This window comes from Janthinobacterium sp. BJB446 (genome assembly GCF_002735655.1).
GTDB classification, from domain to species: domain Bacteria; phylum Pseudomonadota; class Gammaproteobacteria; order Burkholderiales; family Burkholderiaceae_D; genus Janthinobacterium; species Janthinobacterium lividum.
In genome coordinates, this window is the sequence record NZ_PDZK01000001.1 from 1,073,317 (window position 1) to 1,091,821 (window position 18,505).

An 18,505-nucleotide genomic window follows, 5' to 3' on the forward strand; every position below is an offset into this window, starting at 1 on the left:
CCAGAACCAACAGCCAGAGGTCAAAAAATTCGTGCTGACAGGAAAAAATAATATGGGTGCAATGATGGAAGAAACGCGGCAAATCAAAAATTGGCACTTTCGCCGCCAGGCAGGCGTCACGCCACCATGGTGATTGCACTGGGCTGGCAATCTCGCTGGTGGACGCAGTCAGGCCTTGCGAAAAGAAATCGGCTGAAAGTGTAGATGTTCTCTATCTAGGCAAGCCGATACACGAAACAGGGCGGTAGGTGTCCGCGCCTGCAGCCGTGATATCGCTGCGGTGAAAACCGGCGCAAGGCTGCGTTGAAATGATAGCTAGCAGCACACTTGGTCACACACACAGCATAAGGGCATAACATCATGACAGGCGACGAACGAGATATGGTTATTCATAAATCACGATCATTGCTATCAGGCCGGCGGAGTGTCATCGGCTTGATAGGTTTGGGTTTGATGATGCCGCTTGCGGCTTGTGGACAAGGAAAGAAAAAAATGCAAAAAGAAACAGCGCTGCATGTAGAAGTGTTCTCTTATATTGATCGAATCATTATTGATATTTCTTTTAACGGCACCGGCTTGGGCGTGATGAATAGGTACGGGCGCACGGGCACTATTACCGATGTTTACATTCCGTTTGGAATTCAAACATTGCGATGGAGATTGGATGGGCCAGAGGGTACACCGCGTAATGGCGAGGTGGTGACCCCAAAGAACCAACTCGTCATTTCGCCGGAGCAGATATCTCCGGGAACGCGTTATCTCGGTATACATCTTTATCCCGATGATACGGTCGAGTTCACCTTTGCGGACTCCATACCAGAACAAACAGCCAGAGGTCAAAAAATTCTTGCTAACAGGAAGAAATAATATGGCCGAAGGAGACAAATTGATTGCGGCGCGGGCATGCAACCGTGATGTTGCCGGCGTAGAACCCAGTGCGAAACAGAATTGCGCGGATACTGTAAATATCAGTATCTACTTTGATGGAACTGGAAATAATAGAGACGCGGATAAAGACCTCCGGCGTTGGTCGAATCCGGCGCGGCTGTGGCAGTCGGCTCAATTTCTTCTGGGGGGTAATTTTCCAAATTACGCTATTTATATCGCTGGGGTCGGGACGCGTTTTAATGGTACAGCGACAGACTGGATGGACGAGAAGCTGAGGAGGGTGGAAGATTCGGAAGCCGCCGGACGTGGGCTTGGTGCTGGCGGAACACGCCGAACCGAGTTTGGGCAAACTAACGTTGATGAAGGTTTGCGTGTCGTCCTTATGCAAAATGCTGCCAAGCTGAACATCCCATTAAAGGCCTATAGAGAAAAGGGGAAGCCAGCCAATATCAATGGTCTCGCTGCCGCGATCGAGGCACATGGCCTGATTACCATCATTAATCTTTCTATCTTTGGCTTTTCACGCGGCGCAGCATTGGCCAGGGCTTTCAGCAACGACATGCTGAAAGCATGCACCACTGGAAAAGATGGCTTGCTGCGTTACAAGGGAGTACCCATACGCTTCAACTTTATGGGATTGTTCGATACGGTTGCCTCGTTTGGCTTGCCAGCGCTGAACGTCGATACGCCCTTTAATGAAAAGAATCTGGTAGTACCGCATGCGGTCGAGCGTTGCGTGCACTATGTAGCGGCGCATGAGTTGCGTTTTTCGTTTCCAGTCGATCTGATCCGGAAGAATGGGGCGCTCAAGTCTGGTTGGACTGAAACAGTGTATCCGGGAGCCCATTCCGATGTTGGGGGAGGGTACGAACCGAAAAACCAGAATATTTTGAATAGCTATGCGCGTATTCCGATGCGCGACATGATGCGCGAGGCAGTAAAGAGCGGTGTACGGTTGGTCGATTATGACGATATCCATAAGTCTAGTAAGGTAATTTTTGAAGAACGTTTTGAGTTTAAGCCTGAAGTCGAAGCGTCTTATAAGCAATACATGGCAGCAATTGGTGCTCCCGCCACCGTGGAGCAAGCTGTTACGGCCCACATGAAAGCCCTGTATTCCACATGGGGCACCATGACCAAGCGAAAAATCAAGACCCCGGACCTGATTGAAGCCGAGAGCGCAGGTGGCAGCAAAAAAGGTCATCCCGGCATTGCGCGTGAAGCCGAGTTGTTGCTGGATGCCGCCAAAGCAAAAGAATTTGCCGTGTCGCATATTCTGCCCACGGTATCGGCAGCAACGCTGCAGGTCATCGGCATGAAGTACAGCATGATCGTACGCCCGGAAAAGTGGCGGCTCGATGCCTGGCAAGCGACGGCATCCGATCCCGTACTCAATTTCATCAAATCCGCAGTGCATGATTCCAAGGCCGGCTTCATGGGCGGCGTGGAACCGTTCAGTTATTTCCGTCCGCGCGGCATGACAGAATCATCGCGCAATGTGCTGGCGCAAGGCTTGGACTGGCTGGACGATACCGTCACTGCCATCAAGAAGGGCGTGATCAAGGTGTATCACCGGGCCGAGGGCGTGGTGGTGGAAACCTGGGAAGGCGGCAAGCGGGTGGCCACGCATACGTACAAGGTGGGTGAAAAATTTGTCGTCGATACCGTGCGTGCTGGCGTCACCTATACGGTGGAGGTGTATCAGAGCGGCAAGCAGGTCGTCATCGCTGCCGTGAAGCGCGGCCAGCAGATGGTCATTACTTCGGTCAACGTCGTCAAGAAAGAAATCACCGATGCCGCGACGGCCGTGCAGAAAAAGGCCGGCGAGGTGGCGGACGCAACCCAGGAGCTGGCGGCGGACGCCGGGCGCAAGGTGCAAAGCGGCGTCAACCAGGCCAAGGACATGGCCACCGAAGCCGGGCGCAAGGTGCAGAGCGGCGCCAGCCAGGCCCGGGACATGGCCACCGAGGCCGCACGCAAGGTGCAGGGCGGCGCCAGCAAGGCGGCCAAGGCGATCAGCGACGGCGTCGATACGCAGGTAAAAGCGATTGAAGATGGCTGGAGTGCCTTCCGGCGCAATCAGCTGGGATTCTGACATGGCGCTCGCAATCATCCGGCTCGGCGACAAGACGACCCACGGCGGCGTCGTGGCAAGCGCCTCTCCCGTGCATACGATCCGCGGCATCGGCATCGCCAGGGTGGGCGACATGGTCGCGTGTCCATTGCCGGGCCATGGCAGCAATCCGATCATCGAGGGCAGTGCCGTATTCAGTATCGGCGGACGCAAGGTGGCGCTGCATGGGCATAAAAGCGCTTGCGGCTGCGCGCTGATCGCCAGCCTGCCCGTGGCCACGATAGGGTAGGCGGAGCATGAGCGATATTTCCTTGCCGCAAGCACCGCCCGTACACCGTCCGCGCCGCCGGCTGGTGTTCAGGATAATCTTGTGGATACTTGTGCTGGCAATTGTCGGCATTGCCTGGATTGCTCTGCTGGCAAGCGTGGCGCCATCGCGCCTGGATTTGTCGGGTGGGCGCGCGATACTGATGCTCTGCGCACCGCCCGTGCTGCTGGCTTTTCTGGGCTGGACAGGCCTGCAATTTCTGGCAACCCCAGGACCCGTGCCGTCTTTGCCTGCCAGCACGGCGATCCCGGCGCCGGCGCAGGAGCTGCCGCAGGAACCGCCGGCGCCGCCGATTCCCCTGGTGCGCCTGCATATCGGTGCCTGGAGCGCGCTGACGCCCCATGGTGCCGTGACCGAAACGGCCGAAGGCAGCAAGGCGCGCAAGCAAGTCTTCAAGCCTGACAAGGCGATCCTGCACCCGTCCGGCTACCCGGCCCATGCCGGTATCGTGGATCCCCTCGACCTCGGTGCGATGGGACATGCCGCCGGCACGCGCCTGCGTCTCCCCCGCGTGATGACCCTGCTCGCCGCCATCCTTGACGACCTGCATGCGCAGCAGGGCAGCCTGGTTCGCCGCATCGATGGCCCGGTGAGCGTGTATTGGCTGGCGCCCGATGCGATATCCGGCGGCGCGGCGCAGGGCGCAGTCTTTGCACGGGCATGGCAGCATTCGGCCTGGCGTGACATGCCCTATGTCTTGCAGCCGATGGCGACCGGCGAAGCCTGTCTTTTCACGGTACTGTCGGCCCTGCAGCACGGCATTCGCCAGCCTGCCGTGTGCGCCATCATCGTCGGCGCCGACAGCTTGCTGGACCCCGAGGAACTGGCGCCTGCCTTGGCGCTGGGACAGGTGTTTTCCGCCAGCGCGCCGCAGGGCTTCATTCCTGCCGAAGGCGCGGGCGGCATCGTGCTGTGGAACCCGGACAGGGCGCCGGAGCAGGGTTGGGCGCATGCCGCAATACTGGGACCGGTCAGCACCGCGCAGGGTGCCGCGACGTACGCCGCCGTGCATAGCGTGATGTCCGCCGCGCTCATGGCGTCGGGCATGGACGCCGCCGATATCGCCCATGTTGTCAGCGATGCCGATCACCGCCCGCAGGCAAGCATGGCCGTGGTTGCCGCCATGTTGCAGCTGCTGGCCGGTCTCGACCCGCTGGAACAGCGGATGAGCCCCATGGAATCGGCAGGCAGTTTCGGCGCTGCAGCCGATCTGGTCCATCTTGCGCTGGCGGTAGAACTGGCCAGTGAAAAACCGGCGCTGGCGCTCGGCACCACCGGTGGACAGTGCGCTGGCGTCGTGGTAATGCCCGCCTGAGCGGCAAGGGTGCACATGCAATGGTTTCAATCGCGCTCCTGCGATATACATTCCTCGCTACAATAATTGCAAAATATGCAAATCGTGGTAAACGACTGACGGGAATCGCATGTCATCCACCTCGACCGACAAGATTGCTGATGCACTGGCCGCTTTCACGAGCGCCACGCGGCTGTACGAGTTGACCTTCGGCGAGGACGCGGACAGCGGCTTGCTGGTCGAAGCCTTTGCCGCCGACGAACGGCTGCAGGAGGTCGGCGCGCGCGACATCATCGCCTTGTCGACCAGCGCCCATGTTGCGCTGGCGTCCCTGCTGGGCCAGCCTGCCAGCCTGCATATCAGCCTGGCGGATGGCACGCGCACGCAGTTTTCCGGCTACATCAGCGAGGCGGCCATGCTGGGCAGCAATGGTGGCCTGGCGCGCTACCGGCTGCGCATCACGCCTTGGTTGTGGCTGCTGACGCAAGTGCGTAACAGCCGCGTCTGGCAAGATCGGAGCGTGACGGCCATCGTCGACGAGGTATTGCAGGCATATGCGCCATATGCGCTGTGGCGCTGGAGCGACGAGGTCGCATCTTTCATGCAGGACGCGGGCGAACGCAGCTATTGCTGCCAGTACCGCGAATCGGATTTCGATTTCGTGCGCCGGCTGCTGACGGAAGAGGGCATCGCCTGGCGCTTCGAGGCGCACACACTGGTCCTGTTCGCCGATAGCAGCCAGCCCTGCGCCACGCCCGAGGACGCCAGCAGCGCACAGGCGGGCGGACTGCGCTTTCATGGCGCGCGCGTCGGCGAGCCGGGCGACAGCGTGCAAGCCTTGAGTGCGCGGCGCAGCCTGCAGGTGTGCCTGAGCAGCGTGCTCAGCTATGACTACAAGGCGAAAAAGGCCGTGGCCGCCAGCGTGCCGGCCAACATCGCGCTTGGCGGCAAGAATGCGCCGGTGCTGGAAAGCTACGATACACCGGGCCAGTACTGGTACGCCAGCGCCGCCCAGGCACAGCGCTACGCGCAGTTGCAGATGCAGGCCCATGAAGCGCGCGCCCAGCTGTGGCAGGCCCGTTCGACCGTGCGCACCCTGCGCGCCGGCACGCGTTTTACCCTGACGCAGGGACCGTTATCGCAGGCCGATGGGGCCGCGTCCGAATATGTCGTGCTGCGCGTGGCCAGCATCGGCGTCAACAACCTGCCGGCGCCTGCGCTGGAGGGATTGGCGGAACTGTTCGGCCCGATACCGGAATTGCTGGAAGAAACCGTGGCAGAGTGGGGCGCAGGATTTCCCGATGTCGCTGCCGCGATCGCCCAGGCGCAAGCCAGCGGTTACGCCAACTGCATCGAGATGATCACCGCAAGCACGCCGTGGCGTCCGGTGCATGACAGCAACGATGCGCGCCAGCACGCCACGCCGACCGCCCTGGGCAGCCAGAGCGCCATCGTCGTCGGCGCCGATGGCAATGACGCGGCCAGCGGCGCCGATGAAATTTACTGCGACAGGCTGGGCCGGGTGCGCATCCGCTTCCACTGGCAACAGGAGACGGGCGCGACTTGCTGGGTGCGCGTGGCACAGCGCGCGACCGGCGGCGGCATGGGCAGCCAGTTCCTGCCGCGCATCGGCCAGGAAGTGTTGGTGCAATTCCTGGAAAACGATATCGACCGTCCCGTCATCATCGGCGCGCTGTACAACGGGCAGGGCGAGGGCGGCGGCGCGCCCACGCCGGGCGGTATTGCGCGCGATCAAAACGACGCTGGCGTTTTCCAGCCAGCACACGATCACGCCGTAGCGGGACAGGGCAACCTGGCGGGCGGCAACAGTCCCTTGTGGCATGGCGCCGCAGGCGCCAGCGCGGCGCATCGGAATGCCAGCGCGCAATGGGGAATCCGCAGCAAGGAGTTCGGCAAGGCGGGCAGCATGGCCGGTTACAACCAGCTGCTGTTCGACGACACCGACAGCCAGGGCCGGGTGCAGCTGAAAAGCAGCCATGCGGCCAGCGAGCTGAGCCTGGGGCATCTGATCCACGGTGCCGACAATTACCGCGGCAGCCTGCGCGGTGCCGGCGCCGAGCTGCGCACCGATGCGTATGGCGCGGTGCGCGCCAAGGCGGGCTTGCTGGTGACCAGCTATCTGCTCGGGCACGACGCGTCGCAACGCGATCCTGCCGGCGACAATGCCGGCGGCATCGCGCTATTGAAGCAAGCAGTGATGCTGGGCGACACCTTCAGCGCTGCCGCCAAAACGCACGAAACGGTCGCCTACGCCAGCCATGTGGGCGTCACCGCACCGAATGCCAGCGAACTCGACGAGCAGGCGGCGCCCCTGAAAGCCGTGCAGGCCAGCGTGGCGGGCATGCACGAACAATTGCCGCACACCAAGGACTCGCTGATCGCGATTGCCGCCAAGGCTGACCTGGGCCTGATCGCCGGGCAGGACCTGCAACTGGCCAATGGCGAGAGCGTCGTCCTAATGAGCGGGCAGGACACGCAATGGAGCAGCGGCGGGCAGTGGCGCCTGCACACGGGCCAGGCCATTGGCATGCTCGGTGGTGCCGTCAAGGCCGGGGAGGGGGATGCCGGGGTGCAACTGATCGCCGCCCAGGGCACCATCGACGCGCAGGCGCAAGGCGACACCTTGCGGCTCCAGGCGTGCGACGAGGTCAACGTCATCAGCGCCAACGCGCATGTCGACTGGGCGGCGGCGAAAAGCATCCGCCTGTCGACGGCGGGCGGCGCCAACATCACCATCGAGGGCGGGAACATCACCATCCAGTGTCCTGGCAAGATCACCGTGTTTGCAGGCAAGAAGAGTTTTGTCGGCCCCACGCGCGCACCGTATGTGATGCCGCCGCTGCCATCGAGCACGTGCAAAAGCTGCATTTTGAGCGCCATGCAACAGGGCGCAGCGGGAGTGCTGCGGTGACACCCGACAGCGTTTCAGCATTGCACAACTGGGTCCGGGCCAGTCTTGAGCGGCAACGCCTGCCTTATCTGCTGCTCGACAGCGCGCAAGCCGAAAACAGCCACCTGACGCTGCAGCGCTGGAAAGTGCCATATGCGTCGCTGTTCGAGGAAACCCACGAAGCGAGCCTGCCCGAGATCGCGCCCCTGCTGATACGGCTGTCCGGCCTTGCGCCGGCCATGCTGGAAAAAGTCTGCGACTGGGCCGAAAAGCTCGGTTATGGCGCGCCTTGCCTGAGCTGGATGGAAAGTCCATGGCCCTTGCCCGAACTGGCGCGGCATTTGCGCCAGTTTCACGCCGTCGGCCTGAGCGACGAGCAGCAGATGATGCTGCGCTGGTATGACACGCGCATCCTGCCCGTCTGGCTGGCCTGCCTGGAGCCGCTGCAGCGCGAGCAGTTCGTGGCTGGGCTGTTGAGCTTGCAGTACATCAACCGTTTTGGCGACGTTGCCGTCCTGCTGGAGGTCGACACTGCCGGTGCTGCACCGGACGCTGCGCTCATGGACTCGCCGCTCATCCACCTGGACGATGCGCAATACGGCATGCTGGTCGATGCCGGCGACGCCGATACGCTGATCAGCCATTTGCGGCGGGTGATCACGGACGAAACCAGCGATACCCCGCCCCGGCTGCTGTACGAATTCGTCGCCCGCTACCAGCAGCGCGCGCTGGCCGCCGGCATCGACGACCTGGACCGCCAGACGCAATACCTGCTGCTGGCCCTGTATACGTCCGGCGCAGGCATTGAACATCCCGATTTCATCGCCCTGATGCAAGACCCACCCACCTCTATCGAAAGTTTTTATGAAGCCATGCAAGCCTTGTCCGACGACGTATGGGAAGCCGGCCCACCTTTATGGGGCGTACAGGTTGAAGCTTGACCGGCTGCCGGCGCTGGCACTGTGCCTGAGTTTGGCCTTGGCCTTAGCGTTTGCTTGCGGCAACGTCGTGGCGCAGACAACGGTAAAAGCCGGGCCGCAAGCGTCAAGCACGGAGAAGCACGCCAAGCTGAAACCGGCCGACACCGCCAACCTGGTCAGCCATTTGCGGCGCGTGATCACCGATGAAACCAATGACACGCCGCCGCGCGTGCTGAACGCCTTTGTCGCGAAATACCAGCAGCGGGCGCTCGATGCCGGGATCGATGACCTCGACCGGCAAACGCAGTACGTCTTGCTGGCGCTATATACCTCCGGCAAGGCCATGGAATAGCCCTTGTTTATTGCATTCATGAAAAACCCACCCGCATCGCTCGATGCTTTTTACGACGCGCTGCAAGCCTTGCCGAAAACCGTTTGGGAAGCGGGGCCGCCGTTGTGGGAGTCGTATGAGCCAAAGGGATAATGATTCTTGAAATTGATTTCATGTAATTTTAATCACAAGATTTATTTGGCCGGCGAATTTCAGGAGATCACATGATAAAAAAACCATTGCCGAAAAATTTACTCAATGTATTTTTATGTATTTTTATGGCATTTTCAAATGCGGCATGTGGCAAGGAAAAGATGATGTTGCCAGTCAATGTAAGTGGATACAATCATACCGAACACGGGATCGGGGGTTATTTAGTGACCTTGTCGACAGGGTCGGAAGTGGAAGTGGGTTATCTCGATGCGGGTGCTGGTGGCGGTGGATATACCTGTTGCCTTTCAATTCCAGCCGTATGGCAACCGGGGATGACGGCAACAATCCGCATGAGCACCATAAAAAATGGAAAAGAAATTAGTGTGGAAAAAACCGTTCCCGTGCCTAAGTATGTCTCGAGCGACGCTGGAAGATTTATAGTACATTTTCTGCATAATGGAAATTACAAGGTATTTGTGACTAAATATGCATTGGGACATAGAAAGTATCCACTCTCGGGCAAGGAGACAGAGCTTGAGCCAGGCGTGCCATTGGAGATTATATGGGAGTAATTCCAACTTCAAAATTGTTCATGGAGCTTATATAAATGTCTATTATTTATACTGGACGTAAAGCACCCTTGGATGGGCGTCGCAGGCTCACGGCAAAAGAATCGTCACAACGTGCCAAAGCCATGGCATGTATTAGATCACCTCATAAAACTGAATGCCAAGGGCAAGTTTATATCGGGCTGTTTTATGATGGGAGCGGAAATAATGCTGCGTGGAGGCAGGTTGATCCGGTTGTCAATCCGAAAAATCTTACACAACGGCAACGTAACAAGCACAGCAACGTTGCCAAGTTGTGGGATGCGCATCTTGAGCAAGAGAGAAATGGATATTTTAGTGTCTACATGCCAGGTGTAGGAACTCCGTTTGCTGCTATTGGTGACACTATTTCAACCCTTACCGATAATGCTGGCGGTGGATTTGGCTTTATGGGCGCCGATAGAATAAATTGGGGTATTACCTCGCTGTTCAATGCAGTGCATTCATACTTGACCGGATCCAACTTAATTGAGTCCGACGCACAGCGGGTGCTGGTTAACTTGATGAGTTCTCAGATGCTGCTGGGTAAAGAGGGCGTGCGGCGCTGGACGATGTTGACTGCTCTGGAAGAGCGTCTTGCAAAGGTCGTGAAAACCCATCAGCGCAAGGTAAAGCAAATTAATGTTTCCATTTTCGGTTTTTCCCGTGGCGCTGCCGAAGCGCGTGCCAGTGCACATTGGCTGCATCAGATATTTGAACGGGAAAATGGCGCATTTGAGCTTGCCGGCGTACCCATTCGGATAGGTTTCCTGGGAATTTTTGATACCGTTGCGGCAGTAGGTGTGGGTGATGTGACGCCAGTCACCTTTGGTCATATGGCGTGGGGAGATGGAACGCAGAGCATCCATCCAGTTGTCGAAGAATGTGCCCACTTTATTGCTCTGCATGAACAGCGCGCGAGTTTCCCGTTGGAATCGGCAACTGGACGGGGTAATGTAGGATATCCCGGCATGCATTCCGATGTGGGCGGCGGTTATTACCCGGGAGAGCAGGGCAGATCCATGCCGGCCTGGGGGCCCTCACCTCACTTGTCGCAGATACCGTTGATCGACATGCATTTCGCCGCCCTCAAAGCGGGAGTGCCGTTATTGACGATCAATGAAATGAACGAGAAACAGCGTGTTGCCGTTCGAAAGTCTTTTTCCACCGACCCAAGACTGATCGCCTCCTACAACAACTGGCTGACCCATAACGGCATCAAGGGCGCGGACGTGAAGACCTTTACCGAGGCGCATACAAAACAATATCTGCGCTGGCGCGGCATGTTGCACGCGCAGGGAAAAACGCAATTGAAGAGCAAGCGCTTTTTCAAGGAGTCGGATAAGCCGGGCCAGAAAGACTTGCTGGAGGCCGACACCGATCTGGGGATATATTTGCGCTCCTGGCGCGAACGAAAGAAGGCCAACGCAACCGTGGCGGGGTGGCTCAATGAACGTGCCAAGACGGTCTTGAATCGCGTCAGCCCGGCTGGCATGCTGTTTGTCGAAGACGGCAAAGACCCGTTAAGCGACTGGGAAGAGCGGTTTTTGAAAATCATGACGGAAGGCGCGCAGCCGCCGGCCGGCTGCGTCACGCTGTTTGAAGATTATGTGCACGATTCGCGCGCCGGCTTTCGCATCCTGGGCAAGCACGAACCGGTATGGCTGACCGGCGGCTATGGCCGCTTCCGCAACGTTTTCGTGCAAAGCGATGATTATTCGAACATGTCGAATATCGCCAATGAATCTTTGAAGGCCGTCAAGGCAGCAGGCGACGCGGCCGTGACCTACTTCCAGAAGTTGTATGGCTATACGGTCAGCACTTACCGGGCAGCGCGCAGAAAGGTTGCCGCGACCGCGAAGGCGGTGGCCGAGGCCGAAAAACGGCTGGAGCGGCAGGCGGTGGCAACGTACAGGGAAACGAGCCGGATGATCGTCGATGGCGCCACCCGCGCCGGTCACGAAGTGCATGATGCCGGGGTGGAGGCGGAAAAGAAATTGGACCGCGCAGTCAAGACCGCGAAAAACGCCATGCAGCAAGCCAGCCAGGAAGCGCGGCTTTATTATCAGGCCGAAAAAAAGGTCATCTTGAAATATGCGAAGGCAGAGGCCGAGTGGAAGGCGCAGCTGGAAAAGCGCTGGCGCGAGGAAGAACGGGAAAAAGCGAAATAAGACCGAGGCAGGTAGAACACCCTCGGCGACGGCAGATGCGCCGCCAAGGGGGAGGGGGCATACGCTTAACCATTGCCGGGCGGTTGCACGCCCAGCAGTTCTTCGATATGCGCGAGCGAATGGGGATCCTTGACTACCGTGCGCAGCCAGCTGTGCAAATCCTGGTCGGCCGCATTGGCGGCCTTGTCGGCAAAATAGGAGACGGGGCTGTGCGGCTCGCTGCGGCGGAAGAATTGCGCCACGGCGCGCAGTTGCTCGATCGCCTGCGCGCGGGTGGCGATGGCGCCGGGCGGGCCGGCCGGGACCGCTGGCAGGGCCGGCGCCATCGTGCTTTCTGCAACGGCCGTGCCGCCCGCTGCTGCGGCAGGCACGGCTGGCGCCGCGCCGGCACCGGCGGGCATCACGCGCAGCATCGCTTCGACGGCTTCGCGCGCCGTGGAGAAGGCCGGGCTGTCGTTGCCCAGCCGGGCGTCGACGACTCTTTCAAGCTTGCGCAGCGCTTCCAGGCAATCTTGCGCGTCGACGGCGAAGCTGGCGCAGAAGGCGGCCGAGTTGTTGCGCCGCGCCGCTTCCATATCGGACAACTTGACGCCCTCATGCTGTCTGGCGGAATCACCCGGGGCGGCCTGGCGCCGCGCCGTCTCGAAATCGATGGTGGAAAAGGCGCCGCCAGGGCCGCCCGTGACGGGCACCTCGCGCAGCAGCGCGGGGATGCGCGAGAGTATCCAGCTGAGGTTGCCGATGCGCTGCTCCTGGTCGCCATCCTCGGCTTCCGGGAACAGGCCCCGGTCCCAGAATTTTTCGCACAGCCCCGCCAGCACCAGCAAGCCTTCGGCCATGCCGCGCAGGTGGTGGCGCTTGGTGCCCGCTTCCGTCAGCCAGACGGCCAGGCGCAGATCCTTGCTGCTGCCGGCAAGCAGGCCGGCGCAGCTGCGCACGACGAAGTCCCAGTCGGCTTCCTTCAGGTCGGCGACCCATTCGCCCTGGTCGAGCGTGGGATCGTCGAACTTGCGCGCCAGGGTAATGGCGTCGAGTTCGGGCGAAAACGCCAGGTCCACGCCTGCCGGTTGTTCATTGCTAATTGGAAGTAATAATTGTTCGGCTGAAAACATGTGGTCCCCTGATGGATGATTATTGCGCCATGCGAAATTCAATGCGCCGGTTGCGGGCGCGCCCGTCCGCCGTGTCATTGCTGGCGATCGGCCGGTCGGAGCCCTGGCCCGAGGCCGTCAGCAGGTCGCCGTGGATGCCTTTCGATGCCAGGTAGAATTTGACGGCCTCGGCCCGCGCCTGGCTCAGGCTCTGGTTACTGGCGCGCAAGCCCTGGTTATCGGTATGGCCGATGATTTCGACCTTGCGGCCGGCCAGTTTTTGCATGGCTGCCGCCATTTCATCGAGGATGGCGCGGCCCGATGGCGTCAAGGTGGCTTTGCCGCTTTCAAACTCGATGGTGCGGTTGGCCAGGGTGGTGTCGAGTACGCCCTGTTCGCTGGCCGACACGCGCAGGCCATTGTTGACGCTGTAGGTGGGATTGAGGCTGGTGGCGATGTCGCTGGCGATTTTTTGCCGCTGCGCCTCGTTGGCCACTTCACCGCGCACGCTGACGACGCTGCCGTCGATTTTCAGCTGGCCGCGGCTGATCTGCTTGAGGTTGGGCGACAGCAGCTTTTGCACATAGGCGTTCCAGTTGGCAGGCAGCACCACTTGGCCGACGGCGATCTGGTCGACCACCTTGTCGGCGCCGTAAAGTTCGCGCAGGCGCGCCAGCACGGCGGCCTTGCTCGCTTCGTCAGGCACGGTGCCAGCGGCCAGCACCTGGCCTGGTTGCGGCGTGGCGGCCGTGGGTATCGAGATGGGCGCTTGCGCTGAAGCGGACATGGCGGCCAGCGCCATGCCGAGGAAGAGAACGATCCGGGATACGCGCATGGTCAGGTTCCGATAAAGGCGGCGCGCAGGGAATCGTGCGCCGATTTGAGCGAGAGGTTGGCTTGCGCCAGATAGGTCGACACTTTCTTGATCGCGTAGTCGTTGCCGACGTGTTCCTCGACCCACTCCAGGTCGTCGAACGCGATATGGTGTTCCAGTGCCGCCTGCGGGTTCATCAGTACATGCAGGGTCTGCGCCGACGCGCCGGAAAATCCCAGCACCAGCGTCTGCCGGCCGCGCAGCCGCGTGATGAACAGCGCCAGCTCGAAGTCGGCACGCGCCAGGAACGGCGTGATCAGGTGCATCCAGAAAGCCGCCACCATGTTGCGGTACAGCGGGTCGGCCGGCAGCGGCAATTCGAGACTTTTCTCCAGCCGGCTGGAACTGCTGGCCATCACCGGCTGCAGCAGCAGACCCAGTGCCAGCAGCACCTGCCGCACCGTGCCCGTGAACCCGGTGGGCGCCAGCAGCGCGTCGAGTTCGCCCACGGTCTGCATGTCGAGGAAATCGTTGAAGGTGGCTTCATAGGCGGCGGCACGCAGGTCGAGGTCGATGCTGGCATGGCTGGCCGCGTGCAGCGCGTTGCCCGCATCGGGGCCGCGCATGTCGTTGCTGAGCGCCTCACAACGGTTCCACAGGCGCGACAGCACCAGCGGACTGTTGGCGACAAACGCGGCCGGCTGGTCCACTTCCATGGTGCTCATCATCAGGAAGGGGAAACGGCGCGACGACGCATCGCTGCTGGCGGCGATATGGCCGGCGATGGCGCGTCCCCGGCGCGGGCCGATGAAGGCGAAATGCATGGGCGGCAACGCATCGTAGGTCAGCTTCCAGCGCGCGTCGGCGCTGAGCAGGTCCATCGCCTGCGCCAGCCAGTCGTCGAGGATCTTCAGCAGGGCCGGGTTGTCGCTGGCCTTGACGAAGTCGCCGCGGCTGGGCAGCTTGCCGAAATAGCCGATCGGGGTGGCGGTGGTGCGGCTCATGGCGCGACGGCGGCGCTGGCCGCATTGCCGGTGGCGGTGGGGGCGGCGCCAGGCGCATTCACGGCCGGTACGCTCTGGGCCACGACTTCCGGCAGCTTCAGGCCGCGGAAGCCCGCGGCGCCCGAGGCGGTGGCCGGTGCCGCGGGCGGCGCCGGCGTGGCGACGATCTTCAGGTTGGCCGCCACGCTCACGCCGCTGTTTTCCCAGCTCAATTCGAATACGCCGCCATCCTTGCGCTTGCGCTTGGCCGAATCGATCATTTTCTTCAGGCCGAAATGGCCGGGTTCGTTGAGCAACACGACCGTGCGGCCCTCCGGCGTGATGGCGCTGATGCGTGCGCCTGGCGTGCCTTGCGGATTCGGCCAGACCATATGGATCCACGGCTGCGGCTGGCCGCGCCAGCGCAGCGCCTGGCCATCGATCTCGATCGTGTACTCGGTGGCGCCGGTGGCGGCCAGCGCCTGCAGGTCGAAACGGGTTTGCGCTTCGCCGGCGCCGGCCGCCGTGGCCACGCCGTTGGCGCTGAGCGGAGCGATCCAGCCGGGGAAGCTGGCCACCACCGACGGCGCCAGGCCGATGCCCATGTTGGCCCAGGTCTTGGCGCTGAGTGAATCGCCACGGCGCACCACCAGCGGGCCGATGGTGGTATTGAAGAACTTGGCGATGCTGCCTTCCGGTCCGAATACCTGGCCGATGTCGGCATTGCTGGCCTCGCTACCCGAGGCGGGCGCGAACGGATACTTGGGCGCCAGGGTTTTCTGGAACGGTTCGAGCACCTGCGCCAGCCAGACCTTGTTGATTTCCGTTTCGGTCGGCTTGATGATGACGGCGAACGTCTGCATCAGCGGACGCACCAGCAGCGGCCGGATCGCCTGCTTTTGCGCATCGGTCATGCCGGTCAGCATCTGTTCATCCACGTATTTGAGCGCATCGGCCAGTTCCGAGCCGGTGCCGTCCAGCGTCTGCTGCATGAACTGCTTGGCGCCGGGACCCGTATCGCCCTGGTTCTTGATCTGGTTGAAGCGGGCGCGCAGCTTCGATAGCGCTTCCATGTAGCCGCGCATCAGCGATGCATCCTTGTCCTTGGTAACCACCAGGCGGGCCACGCCGGAGAATTCGCGACCCACCGGTCCCATCGGCAAGGCGCCGGCGGCGGGCGCGCCGCTGCCGATGTTGACGTTGATGCCGGAGGGTTTCTGGCGCAGGATGGTTTCCTTGAACCAGCCCATCACGCCGCGCTGGGCGCGCTGCAAGCCCTGGCCCAGCAGTGACGGGTTGTCCCACGAGGTTTCCTTGTACACGGTTTCGATCAGCTTGTTGATCGGCGAGGTTTGCGGATCGCCGAGCCGGTTCATGGCCGCCGCCGCATTGTCGAAGCCGTTCAACTCGCGGATGCTGACGCCCTGGATGAATTTCTGCCATTCCTTGGCGTAATCCGTCTTGTACAGTTCGACCAGCGCTTTCTGGATCTGCTCCGGGCTGCCTTCCAGCGTCAGGTCGTCCTTCGACGCCGTTTTCAGCACCCAGTCGGCGCTTTGCAGTTCGCGGTTGGCCGCCTCCTGGAACGCTTGCTGGATGAATTGTTCCCATGCGTCGCGCGTGAAGGTGCCGGGAATGGCGTAGCTGCCCAGCACCAGCTCCTTGTCCTGCTCGCCGACGATGCGCGCCACCGTCATCGAGGCGAAGCGCGTGGCGGCGCGTGCCTTGACGTCGGCGTACACGCGTTCGCGCGCCGGCATGCCCCGCACCACGCGGCGCAGGCTGTCGCGCGACTGGTCGACCAGCGCCAGCTTGCTGTCGATCTGCGGCCAGGACGGGTCGTTGATCTGGGTGAGGTAAAACGAAATCATGCGTTCGGCGCTGCGTATCATCTGTTCGCGCGGCATGCTGCCGCGGTTGCTGTCGAGCCAGACTCTCCAGAAGCGGGTCAGCTGGTCATTCAAGTGGCTTGCTTCGGCGCGCGACTTGTCGCTCAGCATCAGATAGGTTTTCAGGGCGTTATAGGCGTCTTCCACATTGGCCGGCGAGGCATCCTTGAACTGCTGCGCGCCGAGGTTGACGGCGGCGGCCGTGGCTGGCGGCGCGGCGGCCGGGGCGCTGGCCAGGGCCGCCGTCGGCGTGGCGGCTACCGGTGCCGCCAGGGTGCCGGCCGGCGCGGGCAGGGTGGCGGCCGCGCTGGCCGACACCGCGCCCGACTGCGGCGTGCTGGCCATCGGCTGCAAGCGGCTGGCGCCGGCATTGACCTCGGCCAGGAAGGCTTCCAGCGATTGCGACACCGGCGCCAGCATCACTTCACGCACGCCCGAAAAATACTCTTCGCGCAGTTTGCGTTCCAGCAAGTCCCCCTGGTACAGGCCCAAGCCCAGCGAGACAGGCCGGCTGTTGCGGTAGGAATCGAGCTGCTCGATCCGGTCCTGCATGATTTCCAACGCTTCGAAACGCGATTGCAGGTCGAGCCGCTTGTCCTGCACCTTGATCGCCTGGTCCAGGTCGGCCTGCACGTTGGCCACGAGCTGGCGGTTGGCCATGTAAGACCAGCTCCAGCCGGCCAGCGCCAGGCCCACCAGCGCGGTGGCGGCAAAGAAAGTGGCGTAGCGCACGCGGGTCTTGGCCGGACTGGCGTACTGGGCGACCAGTTCCTTGTCGGCGAAGATCACCTTGCGGAACAGATTGAGCAGGAAATAGCCGTGTTGGTCCTGTACCGCGTTCTGCTGCTGCGGCTGCAATTTCAAATCGAAGCGCTGCGCCACGCGTTCCGACGAGGCCGATACCGACATGCCTTCCTGCAGCGCGCTGGTGAAATAGAAGCCGCGCATGACGGGCTTGAACTGGAACGGGTTTTCCTCGAACAGGGTGGCGATGAAGGCGCGCAGCGACCCCTTGATCGCGCTGAACTCGAGCGGGAAGGTAAACACGCCCGGCGGCATGCGTTCCTGCTGCTGCAGCGCCATGCTGGCCAGGCTCAGCTCTTTCAAGCCGTCATACAGTTCGTCGAAACGCTGGTCGAACTGCTCCAGCACGTCCTGCCTGGAACTGGTCTGGCTGTAGGGCAGGGTGGCGCCCCATACCCGGTCGCGTTCGCCCCGTTCCGTGTCCTGGAAAAATTCGTTGAAACCGGTAATCAGGTCGGCCTTGGTGAACACCACGTAGACGGGCGCGTGCACTTCCAGTTTTTCCGTCAGCTCCTGCACCCGCTGGCGCAGGTTCTTGGCCAGGTTGATGGCGAATTCGGGCCGGCTGCCGGTCAGTTCGGCAATGCTGACGGCGATGATGATGCCGTTGATCGGCGCGCGCTTGCGGTGTTTTTTCAGCAGCGCCAGGAAGCCGAACCATTCGGCACGGTCTTCGTCGTTGACGGAATAACGGCCAGCCGTGTCGAGCAGGATGCCGTCGGTGGTGAAGAACCAGTCGCAATTGCGGGTGCCGCCGATGCCTTGCACGATCTTGCTGTCGGCAAAAGGAAACTGCAGGCCGGAATTGGCGATCGCCGTGCTCTTGCCGGCCGCCGGATTGCCGATGACCATATACCAGGGCAACTCGTACAGGGCGGCGTCGCCCGACAGTTGGCCCAGTTTGGACGTCTTGATGGTGCCGATCGCTTCGAGCATGCGTTTGCGGATGGCTTCGGTTTCCTCGCGCTGCGTGGGCCCCGCCTTGGGTACCGCGCCGGCCGTCTGCTGTTCCAGCATGCCGCCGAAGCTGGCGGCGTCGCGCTGGCGGCGCCTGCGCTGCAGCCACCATACCGCGCTGGCGACCAGCAGGACCAGCGCCAGCGGCGGCACGATCCATACCAGCGGCCATTCAAAGATGACGGCGCAACTGACCAGCAGCGCGGCCAGCGCCACGAAGCCGATGGCGAACAGGCTGAAACGGGTAGTAATGGAATGCCAGAATCGTTGCATCATAGTATGAGGGGCGAGAGGTTGATAGGCATGGTGG

The 18,505-nt window shown here is 61.5% G+C and carries 13 protein-coding genes; 9 read left to right on the forward strand and 4 right to left on the reverse strand.

Annotation, left to right across the window (positions count from 1 at the left end; all coding sequences use genetic code 11):
* The first annotated feature begins 360 nt into the window (after nucleotides 1-360).
* The 9 genes from CSQ92_RS28575 (at nucleotide 361) to CSQ92_RS04900 (ending at nucleotide 11,657) form a co-directional block, all read left to right on the forward strand.
* On the forward strand, nucleotides 361-867 hold the full coding sequence (locus CSQ92_RS28575; protein ID WP_143450275.1) for a hypothetical protein: 507 nt from the start codon (nucleotides 361-363) through the stop codon (nucleotides 865-867).
* A 1-nt stretch (nucleotide 868) separates the two neighbouring features.
* Nucleotides 869-2,983 carry a phospholipase effector Tle1 domain-containing protein gene (locus tag CSQ92_RS04865; RefSeq protein ID WP_180276931.1) on the forward strand — a complete coding sequence of 705 codons (2,115 nt, stop codon included), beginning with the start codon at nucleotides 869-871 and terminating at the stop codon, nucleotides 2,981-2,983.
* Nucleotide 2,984: 1 nt separating this feature from the next.
* Nucleotides 2,985-3,251 (forward strand): PAAR domain-containing protein, encoded by a 267-nt coding sequence (locus CSQ92_RS04870; protein ID WP_034788038.1) that lies wholly within the window; start codon nucleotides 2,985-2,987, stop codon nucleotides 3,249-3,251.
* A 7-nt stretch (nucleotides 3,252-3,258) separates the two neighbouring features.
* Nucleotides 3,259-4,605 carry a hypothetical protein gene (locus CSQ92_RS04875; RefSeq protein WP_143450276.1) on the forward strand — a complete coding sequence of 449 codons (1,347 nt, stop codon included), beginning with the start codon at nucleotides 3,259-3,261 and terminating at the stop codon, nucleotides 4,603-4,605.
* A 109-nt stretch (nucleotides 4,606-4,714) separates the two neighbouring features.
* A complete protein-coding gene (locus CSQ92_RS04880) occupies nucleotides 4,715-7,516 on the forward strand; it encodes a type VI secretion system Vgr family protein (RefSeq protein WP_099393371.1) in 2,802 nt (933 codons plus the stop codon).
* The gene (locus CSQ92_RS04885) at nucleotides 7,513-8,436 is read left to right on the forward strand and encodes a DUF4123 domain-containing protein (protein ID WP_099393372.1); all 924 of its coding nucleotides are present in this window, start codon (nucleotides 7,513-7,515) and stop codon (nucleotides 8,434-8,436) included. Before CSQ92_RS04880 ends, CSQ92_RS04885 begins: the two co-directional genes overlap by 4 nt.
* A 37-nt stretch (nucleotides 8,437-8,473) precedes the next feature.
* The gene (locus tag CSQ92_RS04890) at nucleotides 8,474-8,767 is read left to right on the forward strand and encodes a hypothetical protein (protein WP_143450277.1); all 294 of its coding nucleotides are present in this window, start codon (nucleotides 8,474-8,476) and stop codon (nucleotides 8,765-8,767) included.
* 203 nt (nucleotides 8,768-8,970) lie between these two features.
* Nucleotides 8,971-9,471 carry a DUF3304 domain-containing protein gene (locus CSQ92_RS04895; protein WP_099393374.1) on the forward strand — a complete coding sequence of 167 codons (501 nt, stop codon included), beginning with the start codon at nucleotides 8,971-8,973 and terminating at the stop codon, nucleotides 9,469-9,471.
* A gap of 35 nt (nucleotides 9,472-9,506) precedes the next feature.
* Entirely contained in the window at nucleotides 9,507-11,657 is a 2,151-nt protein-coding gene (locus CSQ92_RS04900) for a T6SS phospholipase effector Tle1-like catalytic domain-containing protein (RefSeq protein ID WP_099393375.1), read from the forward strand.
* Between the two features lie 65 nt (nucleotides 11,658-11,722).
* Here CSQ92_RS04900 and tssA read toward each other — a convergent pair whose 3' ends face one another.
* From tssA to tssM, 4 genes are read right to left on the reverse strand one after another with little or no spacing between them, the layout of a single operon-like run.
* Entirely contained in the window at nucleotides 11,723-12,769 is a 1,047-nt protein-coding gene (tssA, locus tag CSQ92_RS04905; RefSeq protein WP_099393376.1) for a type VI secretion system protein TssA, read from the reverse strand.
* A gap of 19 nt (nucleotides 12,770-12,788) precedes the next feature.
* A complete protein-coding gene (locus tag CSQ92_RS04910; protein ID WP_099393377.1) occupies nucleotides 12,789-13,583 on the reverse strand; it encodes an OmpA family protein in 795 nt (264 codons plus the stop codon).
* Nucleotides 13,584-13,585: 2 nt separating this feature from the next.
* On the reverse strand, nucleotides 13,586-14,566 hold the full coding sequence (gene tagF, locus CSQ92_RS04915; protein ID WP_070279356.1) for a type VI secretion system-associated protein TagF: 981 nt from the start codon (nucleotides 14,564-14,566) through the stop codon (nucleotides 13,586-13,588).
* Entirely contained in the window at nucleotides 14,563-18,468 is a 3,906-nt protein-coding gene (gene tssM / locus CSQ92_RS04920) for a type VI secretion system membrane subunit TssM (RefSeq protein ID WP_099394579.1), read from the reverse strand. Before tssM ends, tagF begins: the two co-directional genes overlap by 4 nt.
* Between the last annotated feature and the right edge of the window lie 37 nt (nucleotides 18,469-18,505).